Annotated in this window: 19 protein-coding genes; 9 read left to right on the top strand and 10 right to left on the bottom strand. The window is 67.9% G+C overall.

Features of this window, described 5'->3' with window-relative positions:
- The first annotated feature begins 129 nt into the window (after nucleotides 1-129).
- Together ACJEIK_RS13905 and ACJEIK_RS13900 are read left to right on the top strand one after the other, a co-directional pair.
- The gene (locus tag ACJEIK_RS13905; protein WP_409431613.1) at nucleotides 130-699 is read left to right on the top strand and encodes a TetR/AcrR family transcriptional regulator; all 570 of its coding nucleotides are present in this window, start codon (nucleotides 130-132) and stop codon (nucleotides 697-699) included.
- Nucleotides 696-2936, top strand: a complete 2241-nt coding sequence (locus tag ACJEIK_RS13900; RefSeq protein WP_409431612.1) for a molybdopterin-dependent oxidoreductase — start codon at nucleotides 696-698, stop codon at nucleotides 2934-2936. Before ACJEIK_RS13905 ends, ACJEIK_RS13900 begins: the two co-directional genes overlap by 4 nt.
- Here ACJEIK_RS13900 and ACJEIK_RS13895 read toward each other — a convergent pair whose 3' ends face one another.
- Nucleotides 2937-3611 carry a PAS and ANTAR domain-containing protein gene (locus tag ACJEIK_RS13895; protein WP_110783740.1) on the bottom strand — a complete coding sequence of 225 codons (675 nt, stop codon included), beginning with the start codon at nucleotides 3609-3611 and terminating at the stop codon, nucleotides 2937-2939. It lies immediately after the preceding gene.
- A 150-nt stretch (nucleotides 3612-3761) separates the two neighbouring features.
- On the opposite strand from ACJEIK_RS13895, the gene ACJEIK_RS13890 reads away from it, so the two are divergent.
- On the top strand, nucleotides 3762-4493 hold the full coding sequence (locus ACJEIK_RS13890; RefSeq protein WP_138249380.1) for a Crp/Fnr family transcriptional regulator: 732 nt from the start codon (nucleotides 3762-3764) through the stop codon (nucleotides 4491-4493).
- On the opposite strand, the gene ACJEIK_RS13885 is transcribed toward ACJEIK_RS13890, so the two are convergent.
- Nucleotides 4490-4957: a hypothetical protein gene (locus tag ACJEIK_RS13885; protein WP_409431611.1), complete on the bottom strand. Its 468-nt coding sequence runs from the start codon at nucleotides 4955-4957 to the stop codon at nucleotides 4490-4492. The two genes, ACJEIK_RS13890 and ACJEIK_RS13885, sit on opposite strands and share 4 nt — an antisense overlap.
- 282 nt (nucleotides 4958-5239) lie before the next feature.
- On the opposite strand from ACJEIK_RS13885, the gene ACJEIK_RS13880 reads away from it, so the two are divergent.
- Nucleotides 5240-6499 (top strand): cytochrome P450, encoded by a 1260-nt coding sequence (locus ACJEIK_RS13880; protein WP_061001221.1) that lies wholly within the window; start codon nucleotides 5240-5242, stop codon nucleotides 6497-6499.
- Here the strand turns inward: ACJEIK_RS13880 and ACJEIK_RS13875 are convergent.
- Nucleotides 6471-6812, bottom strand: a complete 342-nt coding sequence (locus ACJEIK_RS13875) for a hypothetical protein (protein ID WP_061001222.1) — start codon at nucleotides 6810-6812, stop codon at nucleotides 6471-6473. The two genes, ACJEIK_RS13880 and ACJEIK_RS13875, sit on opposite strands and share 29 nt — an antisense overlap.
- 139 nt (nucleotides 6813-6951) lie before the next feature.
- Here ACJEIK_RS13875 and ACJEIK_RS13870 point away from each other — a divergent pair, with 139 nt between their 5' ends.
- On the top strand, nucleotides 6952-7689 hold the full coding sequence (locus tag ACJEIK_RS13870) for a helix-turn-helix domain-containing protein (protein ID WP_061001247.1): 738 nt from the start codon (nucleotides 6952-6954) through the stop codon (nucleotides 7687-7689).
- Here ACJEIK_RS13870 and ACJEIK_RS13865 read toward each other — a convergent pair.
- Nucleotides 7679-8443, bottom strand: a complete 765-nt coding sequence (locus ACJEIK_RS13865) for a L,D-transpeptidase family protein (RefSeq protein WP_061001223.1) — start codon at nucleotides 8441-8443, stop codon at nucleotides 7679-7681. The genes ACJEIK_RS13870 and ACJEIK_RS13865 overlap by 11 nt on opposite strands.
- A 103-nt stretch (nucleotides 8444-8546) precedes the next feature.
- Nucleotides 8547-9848: a hypothetical protein gene (locus ACJEIK_RS13860; protein WP_064859371.1), complete on the bottom strand. Its 1302-nt coding sequence runs from the start codon at nucleotides 9846-9848 to the stop codon at nucleotides 8547-8549.
- A 382-nt stretch (nucleotides 9849-10230) separates the two neighbouring features.
- Here ACJEIK_RS13860 and ACJEIK_RS13855 point away from each other — a divergent pair, with 382 nt between their 5' ends.
- The gene (locus ACJEIK_RS13855; protein ID WP_061001225.1) at nucleotides 10231-10437 is read left to right on the top strand and encodes a hypothetical protein; all 207 of its coding nucleotides are present in this window, start codon (nucleotides 10231-10233) and stop codon (nucleotides 10435-10437) included.
- A gap of 3 nt (nucleotides 10438-10440) precedes the next feature.
- Here ACJEIK_RS13855 and ACJEIK_RS13850 read toward each other — a convergent pair whose 3' ends face one another.
- From ACJEIK_RS13850 to ACJEIK_RS13840, 3 genes are all read right to left on the bottom strand, one after another.
- On the bottom strand, nucleotides 10441-11298 hold the full coding sequence (locus tag ACJEIK_RS13850) for a cytochrome c biogenesis CcdA family protein (RefSeq protein WP_082762027.1): 858 nt from the start codon (nucleotides 11296-11298) through the stop codon (nucleotides 10441-10443).
- Nucleotides 11295-11774 (bottom strand): redoxin domain-containing protein, encoded by a 480-nt coding sequence (locus tag ACJEIK_RS13845; RefSeq protein WP_204158302.1) that lies wholly within the window; start codon nucleotides 11772-11774, stop codon nucleotides 11295-11297. Before ACJEIK_RS13845 ends, ACJEIK_RS13850 begins: the two co-directional genes overlap by 4 nt.
- A 169-nt stretch (nucleotides 11775-11943) precedes the next feature.
- Nucleotides 11944-13872, bottom strand: a complete 1929-nt coding sequence (locus tag ACJEIK_RS13840; RefSeq protein WP_406801470.1) for a flavin-containing monooxygenase — start codon at nucleotides 13870-13872, stop codon at nucleotides 11944-11946.
- An 81-nt stretch (nucleotides 13873-13953) separates the two neighbouring features.
- Here ACJEIK_RS13840 and ACJEIK_RS13835 point away from each other — a divergent pair, with 81 nt between their 5' ends.
- Nucleotides 13954-15237, top strand: coding sequence for a cytochrome P450 (locus tag ACJEIK_RS13835; protein ID WP_409431610.1), 1284 nt, complete (start codon nucleotides 13954-13956; stop codon nucleotides 15235-15237).
- A gap of 4 nt (nucleotides 15238-15241) precedes the next feature.
- On the opposite strand, the gene ACJEIK_RS13830 is transcribed toward ACJEIK_RS13835, so the two are convergent.
- Together ACJEIK_RS13830 and ACJEIK_RS13825 are read right to left on the bottom strand one after the other, a co-directional pair.
- Nucleotides 15242-15622: a cupredoxin domain-containing protein gene (locus ACJEIK_RS13830; RefSeq protein ID WP_061001227.1), complete on the bottom strand. Its 381-nt coding sequence runs from the start codon at nucleotides 15620-15622 to the stop codon at nucleotides 15242-15244.
- The gene (locus ACJEIK_RS13825; protein WP_061001228.1) at nucleotides 15619-16527 is read right to left on the bottom strand and encodes a dienelactone hydrolase family protein; all 909 of its coding nucleotides are present in this window, start codon (nucleotides 16525-16527) and stop codon (nucleotides 15619-15621) included. Before ACJEIK_RS13825 ends, ACJEIK_RS13830 begins: the two co-directional genes overlap by 4 nt.
- Before the next feature lie 124 nt (nucleotides 16528-16651).
- Between ACJEIK_RS13825 and ACJEIK_RS13820 the strand changes: the two genes are divergently transcribed.
- Nucleotides 16652-18451, top strand: coding sequence for an N-acyl-D-amino-acid deacylase family protein (locus ACJEIK_RS13820; protein ID WP_064859366.1), 1800 nt, complete (start codon nucleotides 16652-16654; stop codon nucleotides 18449-18451).
- Entirely contained in the window at nucleotides 18441-18884 is a 444-nt protein-coding gene (locus ACJEIK_RS13815) for a nuclear transport factor 2 family protein (protein ID WP_082934737.1), read from the top strand. The genes ACJEIK_RS13820 and ACJEIK_RS13815 overlap by 11 nt, the downstream gene beginning before the upstream one ends.
- The last annotated feature ends 4 nt before the right edge of the window (nucleotides 18885-18888 follow it).

Here is an 18888-nt window from a genome sequence, read left to right as displayed (position 1 = left end):
ATCAGTCACCGAAAAAGCAACAGCCACTATGCGACTGCGATCCGAGGCGTAACTGATTTCGGCACGGGGCATGGACCCGTGACCCTGGATTATGTATGGTTGCATACATAATCCACCGGAAGGGCGCGGATGTCTGGTCCACGTGAACGCATGATCGTGTCTGCGGCACTGCTCATCCGCGAGCGCGGCGCGCAATCGACGGCCATCTCGGACGTGCTCGCCCACAGCGGGGCACCCCGCGGCTCGGCGTACCATCACTTCCCGGGTGGTCGCACCGAACTGCTCTGCGAGGCAATCGATTTCGCCAGCGAGCACATCGCCCGCCGGATCGCGAAGGCCGGCACCGCACTCGAGGCACTCGACGTGCTGGTCGACGGCTTCCGCACGCAACTCACCGAGACCGGCTTCCGGGCCGGCTGCCCCGTGGTCGCGGTCGCGGTCGAGGCCGACAACCCGCCCGTCATAGAACGGGCCGCCGCTGCCTTCACCCGCTGGCTCGCCCAGCTCGAAGCACAGCTGCGCGCCGACGGTGCATCCGCCGAACAAGCCGCCGAACTGGCCATGCTCGCCACCACCGCCATCGAAGGCGCCGTGCTGGTGGCCCGCACCACCGCTTCCATCACCCCATTGGACCTCGTGCATCCGCAGCTGCGCACCCTCGTAACTGCCGCCCTCACCCAACGGAAGGCGCCGTCATGACCCAAACCCAGGCCGACTGGCAGTCGACCGCCTGCATCCTGTGCGAGTGCAACTGCGGCATCGTCGTCCAGCTCGAGGGCCGGACGCTGTCGAAAATCCGCGGGGACAAGGCACATCCGGCCTCGCAGGGCTATACCTGCAACAAGGCACTGCGGCTGGACCACTACCAGAACAACCGCGACCGTCTCACCTCGCCGATGCGCCGGCGGCCCGACGGCACCTACGAGGAAATCGACTGGGACACCGCGATTTCCGAGATCGCCGACGGCTTCGCGCGGATCCGCGACGAGCACGGTGGCGACAAGATCTTCTACTACGGCGGCGGCGGCCAGGGCAATCACCTCGGCGGCGCCTACAGCGGCGCCTTCCTCAAGGCGCTCGGCAGCCGGTACCGGTCGAATGCGTTGGCGCAGGAGAAGACCGGTGAGTTCTGGGTCGACGCACAGCTCTACGGCGGACACACCCGCGGCGAGTTCGAGCACGCCGAGGTATCGGTGTTCATCGGGAAGAACCCGTGGATGTCGCAGAGTTTCCCGCGCGCCCGTACCGTGCTGCAGGACATCGCGAAAGACCCGCAGCGGTCGATGATCGTCATCGATCCCGTATTCACCGACACCGCCAAGATGGCCGACTTCCACCTGCGGGTCCGGCCCGGGACGGACGCCTGGTGCCTGTCGGCCCTGGCCGCGGTCCTGGTCCAGGAAAACCTCTGCGACGAGGCGTTTCTCGCCGAACACGTCACCGGCGTCGAACCGGTGCGGGACGCCCTGCGCGCTGTGGACGTCGACGAGTTCGCCCGGCGCTGCGGCGTCGACGCCGACCTGTTGCGCGCCGCGTCGCGCAGGATTGCCGCAGCGGCAAGCGTTTCGGTGTTCGAGGACCTCGGTGTGCAGCAGGCGCCCAACAGCACCTTGTGCTCCTACCTCAACAAGATGTTGTGGATCCTGACCGGCAACTTCGCCAAACGCGGTGCGCAGCATCTGCATTCGTCGTTCGCGCCACTGTTCGCGGCGGGTGGCGTGGGCCGCTCGCCGGTGACCGGCGCGCCCATCATCGCCGGGCTGCTGCCGTCCAACGTCGTGCCGCAGGAGATCCTGACCGACCACCCGGACCGCTTCCGCGCCATGATCGTCGAGAGCAGCAACCCCGCGCATTCGATCGCCGACTCCGCCGCGGTGCAGGAAGCGCTCGGCGCGCTGGAGCTGCTGGTCGTCATCGACGTCGCGATGACCGAGACCGCCCGGTTGGCCCACTACGTGCTGCCGGCGGCGAGCCAGTTCGAGAAACCCGAGGCCACGTTCTTCAACCTCGAGTTCCCGCACAACACCTTCCATCTGCGCCACCGGCTGATGACGCCGCTGCCCGGCACCCTGCCCGAACCCGAGATCTGGGCGCGGCTGGTCCGCGCGCTCGGCGTCGTCGACGACGGCGAACTCGACCCGCTGCGCCGGGCCGCCCGCGAGGGCCTCGACGCCTATCTCGGAGCCTTCTTCGGCGCGGTCGGCGCCAATCCGTCGCTCGGCCGGGTGCTGCCGTACGTGCTGTACGAAACCCTGGGCCCGACGCTGCCGGACGGACTGGCCGGCGCGGCCGCGTTGTGGGGGCTGGCGCAGAAGGCCGCGATGACGTATCCCGACGCGGTCCGGCGGGCCGGTCATGCGGACGGCAACGCGCTGTTCACCGCGATCCTCGAAGGCCGGTCCGGGGTGACGTTCACGGTGCACGAATACGAGGACGACTGGAGCCTGGTCACCCACGCCGACCGCCGGTTCGCGCTCGAGATACCCGAGATGCTCACAGAACTCGGCGCGCTCGCCACCGACCGGCCGCCGCTGATCTCCGACGAGTACCCGATCGTGCTCTCGGCCGGCGAGCGACGGGCGTTCACCGCCAACGACATCATCCGGGACCCGGACTGGCGCCGGCGCGACGCCGACGGCGCACTGCGGGTCAGCGTGGAAGACGCCGCGGCACTGGGACTGGTCGACGGCGGCCGGGCCCGGATCACGACGGCCGCCGGCACCGCGGAAGCCGCGGTGGAGGTCACCGACGTCATGCTGCCCGGCCACGCCTCGCTGCCCAACGGGTTCGGCGTGGACTTCACCGAGGCCGACGGCGGGAAGCGGGTGCCCGGTGTGGCGCCCAACAACCTGACCTCGGCGGACTGGCGCGACTCGTTCGCCGGGACCCCCTGGCACAAGCACGTGCCGGCCCGGATCGAGGCGCTGACGGCCTGACTAGGTGGCGACCGGGTCGTTCGGCAGGAGCAGCCGGTCGATGGTGCTGACGCTTTCGGGCGACAGCCCCTCCCGCATGACGGCCTCGAGAAACTGTGCCGCGACGGTCTTGACCTTGACGTGCGTCAGCTGCGAGCGCCACGTCAGGATGTCGAACGCGCGGTCGGCGTCGATGCCGTATGCCGCCATCAGGATGCCCTTGGCCTGCTCGATGGTGGCACGGGATTTCACGACCTCTTTGATCTCCGAGGTGAGGTCGGCCTGCATGGTTTCGGTGACATCGACGTAGTAGCCCTGCGTCCCGATCGCCTGACCCGACTCGTCGGTCACGTGGTCACCGACCACCACCATCCAGTGGGTCTTGCCATCGACGTCGATGATCCGGTGCCGACTGCTGAACAGGCCTCCCGACCGCACGCGGTCCAGTATTTCGGCCACCCGGGCCCGGTCGTCGGGGTGTTTGTGGCTCAGCAGCAACTCGGTCGTGGGCTCCACCTGTCCCGGCGCGTACCCGTGCATGCGGGCCACCTCTTCGGACCACACCCACCGCTGATCGGCGACGAAGAACTTGAATCCGCCGGCTTTCGGCGAATCGCCACCGGCCAATACCGCGGCGACTTCCCAGTGCTCGGACGCGTTGTCGGCATCGGCATCATCGGCCAGTGCATCAGGCATACGGAACCAATCTTCGATCTCTATGAGGGCTATGCCAGGCCGTGCTGACCGTCGGCCCGCAAATACTAGCCGCTATGTCAGCTCTCTGACATAGCAAACACCGAAAGCGGCGAGACCGTATCGGGACGGCGCACGTGTCGAGTAGCTTGCATGAGTGGGCATGGGGCTGCGGTGAGCGATCTGCACCGCAACGCGGTGCTCGCAACATTCGACAGCGACCGCCTCGATCGATTGCTGCCGCACATCCAGGTCGACTTCAGCCCCATCGGTCATGTCGCGCAACGGGCCGGAAACCCGTTGAGCCACATCCACTTTCCCCTCGATTCGGTCTATTCGGTCCTGGCCGAATCGGAACACGGCGCCGGGATCGAAGTGGGCACCGTCGGATCAGAAGGCCTGGTCGGCATCGCCGGCCACCTGGGCGCGCGCAACAGCCGCCAGACCGTCATCTGCTGGTGCGCCGGCGACACCGCCTACGTTCCGGTCGCGGAATTTCTCCGGGCGACCACAGAAGGCGGGCCGTGGCACGACGCCATCGACCGGTTCACCGACTATCTGCTCATCCAGATGGCGCAGAACGTGCTGTGCATCAGCCAGCACTCGGCGCGGGCCCGGTTGGCGCGCTGGCTCCTGGCCGCTCATGACCGCTACGACTGCCAACAGTTCTCGAGCACCCAGGAAAGCCTCTCGCAGATGCTGGGCGTGCAGCGCCCGACGATCTCCGACACAGCGGCGCGGATGCAGCGCGAGGGCCTGATCACCTACCGGCGCGGCAACATCGAGATCGTCGACCGCGCCGGACTACGGCAGATCGCGTGCGAGTGCTACCGGGTTGTCGACCAGGCACTCACGGCAGTGCGCGACGCCGGCCGGCCGAACTAGCCGACCGGGCCCTCCGGGGCGGGCGCCGGAGCGGCGACCGGCGCCTGCGGACCGGCGGGCATCCCCGCGGGCGGTGCCGCGTCGGCGTCCATCGGGCGCTGCGCCAGCAGCACGAGGGCCTGCTTCGGGCTGATCTCGCGCTCCTGGACGGCATGCCACACATCGCGCAGATACGACAGCTGGTCGGTGTCCTGCGACCCTTCCGCGGTGGTCGTGGTGTACGGCGGCAGATTCTCGGGACTGGACAGGTGCGGCACCGGTGCGGCATTTGCCACCGGGACCGGCTTGCCGACCGGAGCCGGCTTGGGATCCGCGGGCGGCGGCGGATCGATCGGCGCGGCCGACTGGTCGACCGGCGCGGTGGTGTCGTCGGCCCACGCGGCGGCCGCCGGCGTGATCGGCAGCAGCAACGCTGCGCAGGCCAGACCTACGGCGCGGAACTTGACGCTGTCCAGGATTCTCATGTGTTGCCCTCCCGTCCGTCTGCGGTAACCAATGGTGCTACAGGTGACTGCGGTATTGCTGGGAATTTGCCGGATCAATGTGGTGCGGCCGTACGAATCCCTGCCGGCGTCCCGCGCCGTGACGGTCCCGCACCAGCCGGATCGGCTACGACGAATAGTGCGCGGCCCTTCGGCGGGCATCGACATTCGCCCAGAATCTGCGCCGAATTATCGGCATAACCTTGCGGCTCCGACCGGCACGCGGTACTAAATTGGAACACGTTGCAGAGTGAGGAGCGTCACATGGCGGCACCCGATATCCCAGCCGGATTCGACTTCACCGACCCCGATATCTATGCGCAGCGGCTGCCGGTCACGGAGCTGGCCGAACTGCGCCACGTCGCGCCGATCTGGTGGAACGAACAGCCCATGGGCAAGGGTGGCTTCGACGATGGTGGCTACTGGGTGGTGACGCGACACAAGGACGTCAAGGAAGTGTCCCGCCGCAGCGACGTGTTCTCCAGCCAGGTGAAGACAGCCATTCCCCGGTACCAGGACGGCACCGTCACCGAGCAGATCGAGCGCGGGAAATTCGTGCTGCTGAACATGGACGCGCCGCACCACACCCACCTGCGCAAGATCATCTCGCGCATGTTCACGCCGCGGGCCATCGAATTACTGCGCGACGAGCTGAGCCGGCGCGCACAACAGATCGTGCAGGAGGCGGCCACCCAGGGCTACGGCGATTTCGTCGAGCAGGTGTCGTGTGAGCTGCCGCTGCAGGCGATCGCGGGGTTGATGGGGGTACCGCAGGAAGACCGGAAGAAGCTGTTCCACTGGTCCAATCAGATGGTCGGCGACATGGACCCCGAATTCGCGGGCAATGACGCCATCACGGCGTCGGTCGAGCTGATCATGTACGGCATGGCCATGGCCGCCGACCGGGGCGCCAATCCGCGCGACGATCTGGTGACCCGGCTGGTGCAGGCCGACGTCGAGGGCCACAAGCTCTCGGACGACGAGTTCGGATTCTTCGTCATCCTGCTGGCGGTGGCGGGCAACGAGACGACCCGCAACACCATCACGCAGGGCATGATGGCCTTCGCCGAGCACCCGGACCAGTGGGAACTGTTCAAGCGCGAACGTCCGGCGACGGCAGCCGACGAGATCGTCCGCTGGGCGACGCCGGTCACCTCGTTCCAGCGCACCGCGACGCAGGACACCGAGCTCAGCGGAGTGCCGATCAAGAAGGGCCAGCGGGTGGTGATGTTCTACCGGTCGGCCAACTTCGACGAAGAAGTGTTCGACGACCCGTACACGTTCAACATCATGCGGGACCCGAATCCGCACGTCGGGTTCGGCGGGACCGGCGCTCACTACTGCATCGGGGCGAACCTGGCCCGCATGACGATCGACCTGATGTTCAACGCCATCGCCGACCATCTCCCGGACCTGCGTCCGCTCAGCGAGCCGGAGCGGCTGCGGTCCGGCTGGCTGAACGGCATCAAGCACTGGCAGGTCGACTACACCGGCGCTAACGCGAAATCAGCTGTCGCGCAGTGATCTTGGGCCCGTCCGGATAATCGAGCAGCGACTGCCAGTAATCGTCGGACAGCTCCGCGCCGGAGCGCAGCACCATCGCGAGACCGGTCGCCATCGCGACGCCGAGCAGACCGAGCCACAAGCCGGTGACGGCGATGACCACCCACAGCACATTCGTCAGCGCGGGCCATGGCGACACCAGCAGCAATACCGGCGCGAAGAAGAATCCGGTACCGACGTACCAGGCCGATCCGGTTCGGTCGGCGGCCATGACGGCCCGCAGCCAGACTGGCGGGGACTGGGTCGGCGGTTGGTTTGCGGGGTTCGTGCGCATGATTCGAGACTGTCCGCACCAGGTAATCGCCGCAATTACCTGACAGGTAGTCGCCACCGGGACGGCCAACCGCGACACTGGGATCGTGACCGTCGCCAGCGCCGCCCCGCCACATTCGCCGCAACCCTTCGGAGCGCTGATGCGGCAGTGGCGCCAGCGGCGGCGCATCAGCCAGCTCGACCTGGCGATCGAGGCGGACGTCTCGGCACGCCATCTCAGCTTCATCGAGACCGGCCGGTCGACGCCGAGCCGCGCCATGGTGCTCAAGCTCGGCAGCGTGCTCGATGTCCCTGCGCGCGAACAGAATCGGCTGCTCCTGGCCGCGGGTCATGCACCCGTGTTCGCCGAGCGGTCGCTCGACGACCCGGAGATGAGCGCGGTACGCACCGGGATCGATCGCGTCCTCGCCGCATACGAGCCGTTCCCCTGCCTGGCCGTCGACCACCTGTGGAACATCGTCGCCGCCAACGCCGGCATCGCGGTGCTGCTCCAGGACGTCGCTCCCCGGTTGCTCGAATCGCCCAACGCGCTTCGCATCTCACTGCACCCGGACGGGCTGGCGCCCCGGATCCGCAATCTCGGACAGTGGCGGCACCACGTGCTCGGACGGCTGCGCCGCGAAGTTTCCGCCAGCGCGTCGCAGGAGCTTCACGACCTGCTGACCGAGATCGAGGCCTACCCCGGTGGTGACGTCGACTCGTCCGATCTCGGCGGTGTCGCGGTGCCGTTGGTGATCGACGGCCCGGACGGTCAGGTGCTGACCTTCATCAGCACCGTCACCACGTTCGGCACGGCGCTGGACCTGACCGCCGTGGAGCTGAGCATCGAAGCGTTCCTGCCCGCCGACGAGGCGACGGCGCAGGCGCTCAGGAGTTGATGACGATCGGGTCGCCGATGTTGACCTGGTTGTAGTACCACTGCGCGTTGTCGGTGCTCAGGTTGATGCAGCCGTGACTCACGTTCGAACTGCCTTGCTGCGCAACGGACCACGGCGCCGCGTGCACGTAGACGCCGCCCGAGGTCACCCGCACGGCGTAGTAGACCGTCAGCTTGTAACCCTCGGGGTCGTTGAGCGGGATGCCGATGGTCCGCGAATCCATGATGACGGGATTCTCCTTGGACATCGCGGTGAACGACCCCACCGGTGTCGGATGCTTGGGCTTGCCCATGGACGCCGGCATGGTCTTCACAACCTGACCGTCGATGCTCACCGTGAAGGTGTGCCCGCTGATGCTCGCGACACCGAGGGTGGCCGTGGCGGTCTCGAACGACTGCTTGAACCCGCCGACCGACACCGTGATGGACGAGTGCGCGGGCCAGTACGTGCTCGGCGTGAACTGCATCTTGTTGTCCGCGAGCCAGGAGAACGTCCCGGCGGGCGCCGTTGTCATCTTCGGTGACGAGAACTCGATGGTCCGCTCGGCGCGTCCCCGGTCCGCGACCGGCCGGCTGAACGTCACCGTGACGGGCATCCCGACACCGACGGCGGGGCCGCCGCTCGGCGTGATCGTGGCGACCGGAAGGGCCTCGGGCAACGCCGCGACAGCAGCACCCACGGAGCCGCTCAGCATCATCACCGCAGATGCGGCGACGGCCAGCGCATAACGCACAGTTTTGGGCAAGGGGTCCATCCTCCGGTCCGAGATACGTTCACTACATATCGTAGTTCGGCTCCGGACGTTACTTCGGTCAGCGCGCGCTCCTGGCCCGGCGAATGTGGAACGACCTCAGGGTTTACTGCGGCGGCGCGGCGGGCTCCGCGGGCGGCGCGGCGTCGGCAGGCGCCGGAACGGCCGGAGCCGGGGCTTCCGCCGGCACCGCGACCGCGACCGCATTGGACGGCATCTCCACCGGCGGGATGTCCGTGGCGGCAGGTGGCACGTCGGCGGGCGGCAGGCCGTCGGGCTGCGCTGCCGGTTCGGGTTCGACGACGGGAGCCGCCTGCGGCTCGACGATCGGCGCATCGGACAGCGGGGCCTCGACCGGTGCCGACAGCTCGGCCGACGGCTCGGCGGCGGGCGCCACGTGCACCGTCGGAGGCTCGACAGGCGCGACAGCCTGCTCGGCGGCCGCGGGCCGCGGGCTCTTGGTGACGGACGTCGAGGCGGCGCCGTGCGAGGGCAGGAACTGCAGCGTGACCGCCATCGACACCGATGCCACGAACGCCGTCGACCCGACGGCCAGCATGGTCAGGGGCAGCGCGGGCGACGTAGGCACCTTCTCCCACCGCGACGGACCGCTCGAGCGGTGCCGCCCGGCCGGCGCGAACGCGGGTCGCTCGAACTCGTCCTCGAACGCGTCGAAGGTCGGATCCCAGCCGAAATCCTCGCCGGCCCATTCGTCGGGGCGCGGCACGTCGCCGAAGTAATACGGCTCCGACAGGTCGGCGTCGCCGGACCGCACCGACACCAGCGCCGCGCCGCGGGCGAGGGCCAGGTCCGCTTCTTCCGGAGTGAAGACCGGCACCGAGAGCGCGTCCTGCAGTCCCGGCAGGATCGCCTCGAAGTTACCTGCGGAACCGATGACCACCAGGGCCTCCGGCTGCCAGTCCGCACGGGCGAACACCGCGCTGAGCCAGCTGGTCAGCCCTGCCCGCGAGCCGATGGAGTGGTTCACGGCCGTGTGGACGGCGCCGCTGGCCGCATGCACGATCATGGTGATCGCAAACTCCGGCTCGATGGTGCACACCGCGGTGGTGCCACAGCCCAGCGCGTCGGCGATACCGCGGGCCACCGCCTCGTTCGCCTCGGGGAAACGCACCGGCACCACGTTGTCGAAACCGGACTCCGACAGCGACTGCATGAGCATCGAGGCCTCGGCGTCGGCGTCGTCGCTCCAGGTCAGTCCGATCGACTTGAGCCGCAGTCCCCGCGTCGCCGCGAGCGCCTCGCTGCGCAGCACGGCCGCGGTGGCGTCGTCGGAGTTCATGATCTCCACGGCGTCGTGGTCCATGGTGAAACCGTCAACGTCGTTGCCCTCGACCAGAACCAGGCCGATGGACGACGGAGTCATGGCCAACCCGAGCACCGCGTCCACGCAAACAACCCCTTCAAAAAAACGCATAACGGCGGCGCACGACCGGCGACGACGCGCGCTTCGGCGTGCGGGAACTATCCGGAATCGCGGTGAGACAAGCCACCCTTTGACCGGTGACTTTACCCGTAACCTGCGCCACAATGCACCCGTCCGCAAGCCACCGACCTGCGGTGATTTGCCAGTTGGCCACGGCGCTGTGTTCAAACCGTTATCAGTATTTGCCATCTCCGCCGAGGCCGCACGGCGTGGCCCGGTTATGTGCCGCACGTTTGAAGGCAGGCCGGTGGAGGTATGCAGTGGCCTAGTTGTGACCTGTCGCTACTGCTCCCCGTGATCGGGCGGCGGGAGAATCGTCGGCAAGACCAGCCAGGAGGTCAGCATCATGACGGCACCCCCACTCACCACACCGACCGCGGTGTCCCACGGCGAGGTGGGCGTCCACGTCCGCGGCCTCGGCTGCTCCTACGCAACCTGCACCTGCGGCTGGACCGCGCGCCACCGGCACCTGCGGGCCTCTGCCGAACAGGACGCCTGGGCACACGCCATCGAACGCGGCTGCGCGCCGGCCTTCCCGCTCGTCAACCGGTAGCGCTCAGCTGTCGCGACCGCGGGCGACGTGGCGTCGTCGCCGGTTCCGGACGCCCAGGATGACGGCCACGACGGCCGCGGTGATCGCCGCGGCGGCTAGGGGCCACGGCAGCCGGTACGCCCAGCCGGCGAGTTGCTGCTGGATCCGGCCGGCCACCGCGATCACCGGATCCGCCCCGATACTCCCCCGCAATCGCAGCTCGTAGCCGCCGTAGTACGCGACGTAGAGACCGGAAATCACCAGCAGCACACCGCCGATCATCGGCGCCCAGCGCGTCCAGCCCCGCAACCGGTCCGCAACCGCCGCCCCGGACACCGCAGCAGTCACCGCCAGCACCCCGACGAGGGCCGCGAAGCCGCCGACGTAGGCGCCCAGGTAGCCCGCCGACGCACCGATGTTCTTGTCCCGCAAGCCGATCCCGGTCACCGCCAAAAACGGGGCGATGGTGCAGGACACCGACACCAGCGCGTACGCGATGCCGTAACCGAACATCGACCCGAGCCGGCCGTCGGGTGCGCCGCCCGCGGCCGCCCCGGCCAACCGCAACGACACCAGGGGCCGGCCCAGCACCTGACCAACCCCGACGATCACCAGGACCACGCCGATGACCAGCGTCGCCCACGGCAGATAGCGCTGCACCAGATCGGCGGCCGACACGGCCAGCACCCCGAACGCGGCGAAAACCGTTGCGAAACCCAGCGCCATCACGACGGTGGCGGTGACCGCACGGATCAGCGCCGCCGCCGGTCCGGTGCGGCCGCTCTGCGCGACCAGCGCCAGATAGCCGGGCAGCATCGCGAAACCGCAGGGGTTCAGCGCCGCGACGACGCCTGCCACGAAGGCCAGTGACAGCCCGTTCACCTGGTCAATGCCGAAACCCGGTCGGCCAGTTCAGATTCCGGCATCGCCGACGTCGGATTGTTGACGAACGTCGAGGATCCGTCGGGGCGGTAGAAGACATAGGCCGGTTGCCAGGGCACCTGATAGCGCGCCCAGATGGAACCGTCGGCGTCGTTGATGATCGGGAAGTTCAGTCCGTACTTCCCGGCGAAGGCGCTCATCGCGCCCGGGTCGGCGTGCGCCGCGATCCCGACGAACGCGACGTTCGGGTTGGCCGCCGCCACCGCATGCACGCCGGGGGCCTCGGCGTTGCAGAACGGGCACCACGGCGTCCAGAACCACAGCACCGCCGGCCGGCCGGCCAGGCTCGCGCCGTTGAACGTACCGCCGCTGAGCAGAGTGCCGGTGAATTGCAGCCGGTCGTCGGCGCGGGCTTTCGGGACGCTCACGCCGGCCAGGACCAGCAACATGAGCGCCGCGACGATCGTGGCGGCCAGGCGCCAGACGGTGTGCGGCAGTCGGTATGTCGAAGGGGATGCGATGGTGACCATGGTCCGTACCTCCAGTTCCACGCGGCCGGCCGCCGGGCGTGGCGACTTGACCGGTATCAGGAACACGTACCCGCTACCGGCCGGGTTCAACGCGGCTTTTCGCCGCGCCGGCCGCTCACCCGAAGGCGTAGTCCTGCGGGTCGGCGCTGCGCGTCCACGTCCAGTAGTCGACCAGCCGCCACGGGCTGAGCGTGTAGATTTCGCCGTCGGCGTTCTTGTAGAACGAGTGCTTGATGGACGGCTGCGACCACACCATGGTGCGCATCTCGGCCTGGCTGCGCTCCACCCAGTCGGCGAGTTTCTCGGGCCGCGGTTCCATCCACCGCCCGTGGCCGGTCAGCAGCAGGTCCAGACATTCTGAGATGTAACGCATCTGGCATTCCGAATGGAAGATCAGGCTGCCGCCACTGGCCAGGTTGGTGCCGGGGCCGTACATACAGAAGAAATTCGGGAACCCGGGCACGGTGATGCCGAGGTACGCGGTGGGCCGTTCCCCCCACTGCTCGGCCAGCACCCGGCCGTCGCGGCCGACGATCGTCATGGGCCACAACACCTTTCCGGCATGAAAACCGGTGGCATACACGATCACATCGGCGGGATGTCGTGCGCCGTCGTCCGTCACGACGGCATCGCGTTCGATGCGGGCGATGGGTGTGCGGATCAGCTCGACATGGTCCTGCGTCAGGGTCTTGAGCCAACTGCCATTGTCCTGCAACGTCCGTTTACCGGTAGCCGGGTAGTCCGGGATGACCTTGGACAGCAGGTCCGGATTGTCACCGATCTGGCCTTTGATCCACTCGGTGAACATCATTCGGGTGACGTCGTTGATCTCGCTGACCGCACGCTGCTGGTCCGGGTAGTCCGGGTCGACACGGGCCGCGGCCAGGCCTTTGTCGCAGCCGGGCCAGAACAGCAGGAAGCGGTACCAGCGCCCGTAGAACGGCAGGTGCTTCAGTGCCCACCTGACGCCGTCGCCGACCAGGGCGTGGTAGTTGGGGTTGGGGAACATCCATTGCGCGGTGCGCTGAAAGATGTTGAGCGAAGCGACTTTCCCGGCGATCGACGGGGCGATCTGAAAGCCGCTGGCGCCGGCGCCGACCATCGCGACGTGCTTGCCGGTGAGGTCGATGTCGTGATCCCACTGCGCCGAGTGGAACGACGGGCCCGCGAAATCGTCGCGCCCCGAGATGGGCGGCAGATAGGGACGGTTGAGTTGCCCGACGGCGCTGATCACGGCGCGTGCCGACACCGTGTCCGACGTGCCGTCGGCGTTGCGGACAGTGACCTGCCACGTCTCGGTCGCGTCATCCCATCGCGCGCCGGTGACCTCGGTCTCGAACCGGACGTGCGGGCGGATGCCGTACTTGTCCAGGATGCGTTCGAAATAGGCCTGCAACTCCGGCTGTTCGGCGAAGAACTGCGTCCAGTGGTCGCTGGGTTCAAAGCTGTAGCAGTAGAAGTGGTTTCCGACATCGACGCGGGCACCGGGATAGCTGTTGTGCCACCAGGTGCCGCCGACACCGGGGGCACGTTCGATGATGGTGAACGGAATTCCCGCCTCTTTCAGGCGGATTCCCGCGAGCAGTCCCGATTCGCCGCAGCCGATGACGAGCACGGGGAAGTCCGCCGCCGCTTCGGCGTCACGCCCGGCCGCGCCGCCGCGGACATCTCTCCCGTCGAGCTCCATCTCCTCCAACACCATCGGGACGTACTCGTCGGGCACCGGCTCGCAGACGAGCCACTCCATCATCTCCTTGAGCAGCTCCGCACCGATGGGCTCGGGCTCGGGGCACCCGCGGTCGCGGTAGTCCGCGATCACCTTCAGCGCCAGGGTGCGCACGGCCGCCTTGTCGTCCTCGGACATGTAACCCTGGACCTCGTTGAGGAACAGCCCGGCGGGGCGCAGGGCGCCGCGGATCAGCTCCGGATCACCGGACATGTGCACCAGTGACAGCATCAGCGTGGGGATGCTGACGTCCATCAGCGCACTGGCGATGTCCTCGTCGGAGGTCGTAAACGGTTGTCCTGCATGTGGGTTGCGCACCACAAGGTGCTATCACGTTCGGCGGATTCTTCGCAGCCGATTCTGCCGCGGTACTGCCCGACGGGGCTTTACGCTCCGAAGATGGCCATCGCGTTACTCGACAACGGCGCACCGCCGGCCGACCTCGCACTGTCGGACATCGACCTCGGTTCGGTCCGGTTCTGGGGCCGGAACGACGGGATCCGCGACGGTGCATTCGCCACGCTGCGGCGCGAGGCACCCATCGCCTTCCACGCCGAACTGGCCCAGGAAGGGTTCGAATCAGGTCCCGGCCACTGGGCGTTGACGCGCTACGACGACGTGTTCTTCGCCAGCCGCCACCCACACATCTTCAGCTCCGCCGGCGGCATCACGATCGCCGAGCAGACGCCGGAGCTGGCCGAGTATTTCGGCTCGATGATCGTCATGGACGACCCGCGGCACACGCGGCTGCGCAACATCGTGCGCAGCGCGTTCACCCCGAAGGTCGTGGCACGCACAGAAGCGTCGGTGCGCAACCGGGCCCGCAGCCTGGTGAAATCCATGATCGAACGTCACCCGGACGGTCAGGGCGACATCGTGGCCGACCTTGCCGGTCCACTGCCCTTGCAGATCATCTGCGACATGATGGGCATCCCGGAGCCGGATCACGAACGGATCTTCCACTGGACCAACATCATTCTCGGGTTCGGCGATCCCGATCTGACCACCGACTACGAGGCGTTCTTCCGGTGCGCCATGGACATCGGCGCCTATGCCACCGCCCTGGCCGACGACCGGCGCGTCAACCCGCACGACGACCTGACCACTGCCCTGGTGCAAGCCGAGGTCGACGGCGAACGCCTCACGTCGAGTGAGGTGGCGTCCTTCTTCATCCTGCTGGTGGTCGCGGGGAACGAGACCACGCGTAACGCGATCAGCCACGGGGTGCTCACGCTCAGCCGGTTCCCCGAGCAGCGCGAACAGTGGTGGGCCGACTACGACGCGGTGGCACCCACCGCCGTCGAGGAGATCATCCGCTGGGCCTCCCCCGTCGTCTACATGCGCCGGACCCTGACGCAGGACTTCGAGCTGAGCGGCGTGAAAATGCAAGCCGGACAGAAGGTCACGCTGTGGTACGGCTCGGCCAACCGGGACGAGGCGAAATTCGACCGGCCCTGGCTTTTCGACGTGCACCGGAACCCCAATCCGCACTTGGGCTTCGGCGGCGGTGGCGCCCATTTCTGCCTGGGGGCGAATCTGGCCCGTCGCGAGATCGCGGTGGCGTTCGAGGAGATTCACCGCTGCGTGCCCGACCTGAAGGCCACCGACGAGCCCGACCGGCTGTGGTCGCAGTTCATCCACGGCATCAAGCGCCTGCCGGTCAGCTGGACACCGCCGCACTGAGGCGCTACTGCACGATCAGGACACCGACCATCCCCGGGTGGTACACGCAGTAATACGGGTACCGGCCCGGTGTCGTGGGTGCGTTGAAGGTCGTCTGCGCGTTGCCGCCGACCTTGACGTCGAACTGCCCCTTGACCTTCGACGTCACGGTATGCGCGACGTCGTCACTGTTGACGACGGTGACCTGCGCGCCGGGCGCCACCGTGAGCGGGTCGCCGAAGTTGAGCGCGGTGATGGTGATCGCCGGCCCCTGCACCGGCCCGGTCACCGGCACCGCGCTGGACGTCGGGGTGCTGTTCGGCGCCGGCGCCGGGGTCGCGCACCCGGCAACCGCGCCGGCCACCAGCGCCGCCGCCACCAGCACCACCGGCAGGCGCGTCGTCATGCCAGGTACCTCTGCATCCAGGACTGCGTCTGCGCCCAGGCATCGGCGGCCGCGGTGGGGTTGTACCGCTGGCCCGAGTCGTTGAAGAACGCATGATCGGCGTCGGGCTCCACGACGATCTGGTGAACCGTGCCGGCCTGCTCGAGTGCGGCGGCCGCCGCGTCCTTGCTCGCCGTCACCCGAGCATCCTTGGCGCCGTAAAAGGCCAGTACCGCAGCCTGTTTCGAGCCGGCGAAGTCGTGCGGGTCCGGCAGCGGCCCGTAGAACGGCAAGGCCGCCGAGAGCCTCGGCTCACCGGCGGCCAGGAGCTGCCACGTGAGCCCGCCGCCGAAGCAGAATCCGAGCACCGCGAGTTTCATGCCCGGCGCCCGCCGCTGCAGCTCATCGAGCCCGGAGCGCAGGTCGGCGACGAACTGGTCCGGCGGGATCTTCCCCAGTGCCGCAGTGGCCTCCGCGGGATCTTTGAACGTGGCGGTGCCGCCCTGCGCCGACAACAGGTCGATGCCCAACGCCGAGTATCCGATGCCACCGAAGCGGCCGACCACCGACCGGACCCAGTCGTTCAGCCCCTTGTTCTCGTGGATCACCAGCACTGCGCCGCGGGGCTGGGCGGCGGGGGCCCACGCCCCCTGCAGCGTGCCGTCGGCCCAGGTGATGGGCGTGGTCTGCACGGCGTTCTCGATCCCCGGCGGTGGGCCCGGCTCGATGGACGGCTTGCCTGCCGCCGTCGACGTCGTGGCCGCCGTCGGTCCCCGGCTCTCGCCGCATGCCGCCAGCAGTGCGGTCGCGGCGGCCGTGCCCACACCCAGCAGCGCGAGCCGGCGCAGCGCCTCGCGCCGGGACAGCAATCCGTCGACGTGGTCGGTGGCGATTTCCTCGGCGATGTACCGCTGCAAGGGGGTCACCCGAGCCAGTATCCGCCCTGATCCTGAGCGCCGTCACAAGGTTTCCCCAGGACGAGTAGACATTTTTTAGGAAGTGTTCACTTTTTCATTGACATGGGCCTGGCCGGCACGCTTCTATCGTCAGGTGACCTCTGCAGCGACGTTCGACACGATCATCGCGGGCGGCCGTTGGTTCGACGGAACCGGCGCGCCATCCGCGGTCCGGGACATCGGAATCCGAGACGGACACGTCGTGGCGATCGGCGTGGACCTCGACGAAACCGGATGCCAGAACGTCGTCGACGCCACCGGCAAATGGGTGACACCCGGCCTGTTGGACATCCACACGCACTACGACGTCGAGGTGCTCGCCGGCCCCGGACTGGCCGAGTCGCTGCGGCACGGCGTGACCACCGTGATGCTCGGCTCCTGTTCGCTGTCCACGGTCCACGTCGGCGGCGAAGATGCCGGCGATCTGTTCGGCCGGGTCGAGGCCATCCCGCGTGATCACGTCATCACCGTCGTCGACGCGAACAAGACCTGGGACACCGCAGCGGGTTACGTCACCGCGCTCGAGGACCGGCCGCTGGGGCCCAACGTGGCCGCGTTCATCGGGCACTCCGACATGCGCACCGCCGTCATGGGCCTGGACCGCGCCACCCGCAAGGACGTCCGGCCCACGCGCGGCGAGCAGGCTGAGATGGAGCAGATGCTGGCGGCCGCGCTGCAGGCCGGATTCGTCGGAATGTCTTCGCAGCAGCTGCTTTTCGACAAGATCGACGGCGACACCTGCCGGTCCCGCACCCTGCCGTCCACCTATGCCAGGGCCCGCGAACTTCGCCGGCTCAAGACGCAACTGCGTCGCTCGGGCCGCATCCTGCAGTCGGGTCCGGACCTGCAGAACCCGCTGAACCTGGTGTCGCAGCTGGCGCAGTCGCTCGGCCTGTTCCGCGAGAATCTCAAGACGAGCCTGCTGTCGGCCGCTGACATCAAGGCCAATCCCTACGCCATCACCATCATGGGACCGGTGGCCCGGCTGGTGAACAAGCTGGGCGGCGACTTCCGCTGGCAGCACCTGCCGGTGCCGTTCGAGGTGTACGCCGACGGCATCGACCTCGTCGTGTTCGAGGAATTCGGTTCGGGCGCAGCGGCTCTGCACCTGCGCGACGAGGTCGAGCGCAATGACCTGATGCGCGACGACGAGTACCGCCGCCAGTTCCGCAAGGACTACGAGAACAAGTTCGGTGTGCGTGTGTGGCACCGGGACTTCTTCGACGCCGAGATCGTCGGCTGCCCCGACGAAGCTCTCATCGGCAAGACGTTCGGCCAGGTCGGCGTGGACCGCGGGCTGCATCCGGTGGACGCCTTCCTGGATCTGGTACTCGAATACGGCCGCGATATCCGCTGGCGCACAACGATTTCCAACCACCGCCCCGAGGTGCTCAAGAAACTGGCCCGCGACCCGGGTATCCAGCTCGGTTTCTCCGACGCCGGCGCACACCTGCGCAACATGGCGTTCTACAACATGGGCCTGCGCCTGCTGCGGCACGTGCGCGACGCCGAGCGCGCCGGTGCCCCCTTCCTGACCGTCGAGCAGGCCGTGCACCGACTGACCGGTGAACTCGCCGACTGGTACCGCCTGGACGCCGGGCACCTGCGCGTCGGAGACCGCGCCGACCTCGTCGTCATCGATCCCGAACGGCTGGACGATTCGCTCGACGCCTACGCCGAGGACCCCGTCGAGCAGTACGGCGGACTGTCACGCATGGTCAACCGCAACGATGCCACCGTCGCGGCGGTGTTCGTCAGCGGACGGCAGGTCGTGCGCGACGGGGTGCCGACCGACCTGGTGGGCACCACCCGCACCGGCCGCTTCCTGCGGTTCGCCCGTCAGACCCCAGCCCTGCCCGTTGCCAAGGAAGGTGAGTTCGCCAGTGTCGGTTGAGGATACGATCCACGGATTATGGAAGGCGCTGTCGGCGCGGGACTGGGACCGGCTGAAGGAGTTCGTGTCCGACGACTGCATCTACCTGGACATGCCGGTGGGCCCGGCCGCCGCGGCCCGCGGCCCTGAGGACATCGTCAAACGCCTCAAGATCGGCCTGGAACCGCTGGCCTCGTACGAGAACTTCGACGGCCTGCTGCTGACCAACGGCGCCGACGCCATGTACGAGCATCACGAGGAATGGCATTGGGAGACCGGCGAATCCGCCGTGCTCAAGTTCGTCACCGTGCACCGCGTCGAGAACGGCAAGGTGACGCTGTGGAAGGACTACTGGGATATGAGCGGGCTGACGAACTTCGCCCCGCCGTCCTGGCTGGAGAACTTCGCGACGGCTGACATGTCGTGGATCTTCGACGCGACCGGCCTGGTCTAGTTCT

Source organism: Mycobacterium sp. SMC-16 (genome assembly GCF_046250085.1).
Classification (GTDB): domain Bacteria; phylum Actinomycetota; class Actinomycetes; order Mycobacteriales; family Mycobacteriaceae; genus Mycobacterium; species Mycobacterium phocaicum.
This window is presented reverse-complemented; position numbering and strand designations above follow the sequence as displayed.

Coding starts and splice junctions, on each gene's coding strand:
- ACJEIK_RS13855 (WP_061001225.1), top strand. CDS start 10,231: ATGACGGCACCCCCACTCACCACACCGACCGCGGTGTCCCACGGCGAG.
- ACJEIK_RS13900 (WP_409431612.1), top strand. CDS start 696: ATGACCCAAACCCAGGCCGACTGGCAGTCGACCGCCTGCATCCTGTGC.
- ACJEIK_RS13890 (WP_138249380.1), top strand. CDS start 3,762: ATGAGTGGGCATGGGGCTGCGGTGAGCGATCTGCACCGCAACGCGGTG.
- ACJEIK_RS13875 (WP_061001222.1), bottom strand. CDS start 6,812: ATGCGCACGAACCCCGCAAACCAACCGCCGACCCAGTCCCCGCCAGTC.
- ACJEIK_RS13865 (WP_061001223.1), bottom strand. CDS start 8,443: ATGGACCCCTTGCCCAAAACTGTGCGTTATGCGCTGGCCGTCGCCGCA.
- ACJEIK_RS13885 (WP_409431611.1), bottom strand. CDS start 4,957: ATGAGAATCCTGGACAGCGTCAAGTTCCGCGCCGTAGGTCTGGCCTGC.
- ACJEIK_RS13830 (WP_061001227.1), bottom strand. CDS start 15,622: ATGACGACGCGCCTGCCGGTGGTGCTGGTGGCGGCGGCGCTGGTGGCC.
- ACJEIK_RS13905 (WP_409431613.1), top strand. CDS start 130: ATGTCTGGTCCACGTGAACGCATGATCGTGTCTGCGGCACTGCTCATC.
- ACJEIK_RS13895 (WP_110783740.1), bottom strand. CDS start 3,611: ATGCCTGATGCACTGGCCGATGATGCCGATGCCGACAACGCGTCCGAG.
- ACJEIK_RS13880 (WP_061001221.1), top strand. CDS start 5,240: ATGGCGGCACCCGATATCCCAGCCGGATTCGACTTCACCGACCCCGAT.
- ACJEIK_RS13870 (WP_061001247.1), top strand. CDS start 6,952: ATGCGGCAGTGGCGCCAGCGGCGGCGCATCAGCCAGCTCGACCTGGCG.
- ACJEIK_RS13835 (WP_409431610.1), top strand. CDS start 13,954: ATGGCCATCGCGTTACTCGACAACGGCGCACCGCCGGCCGACCTCGCA.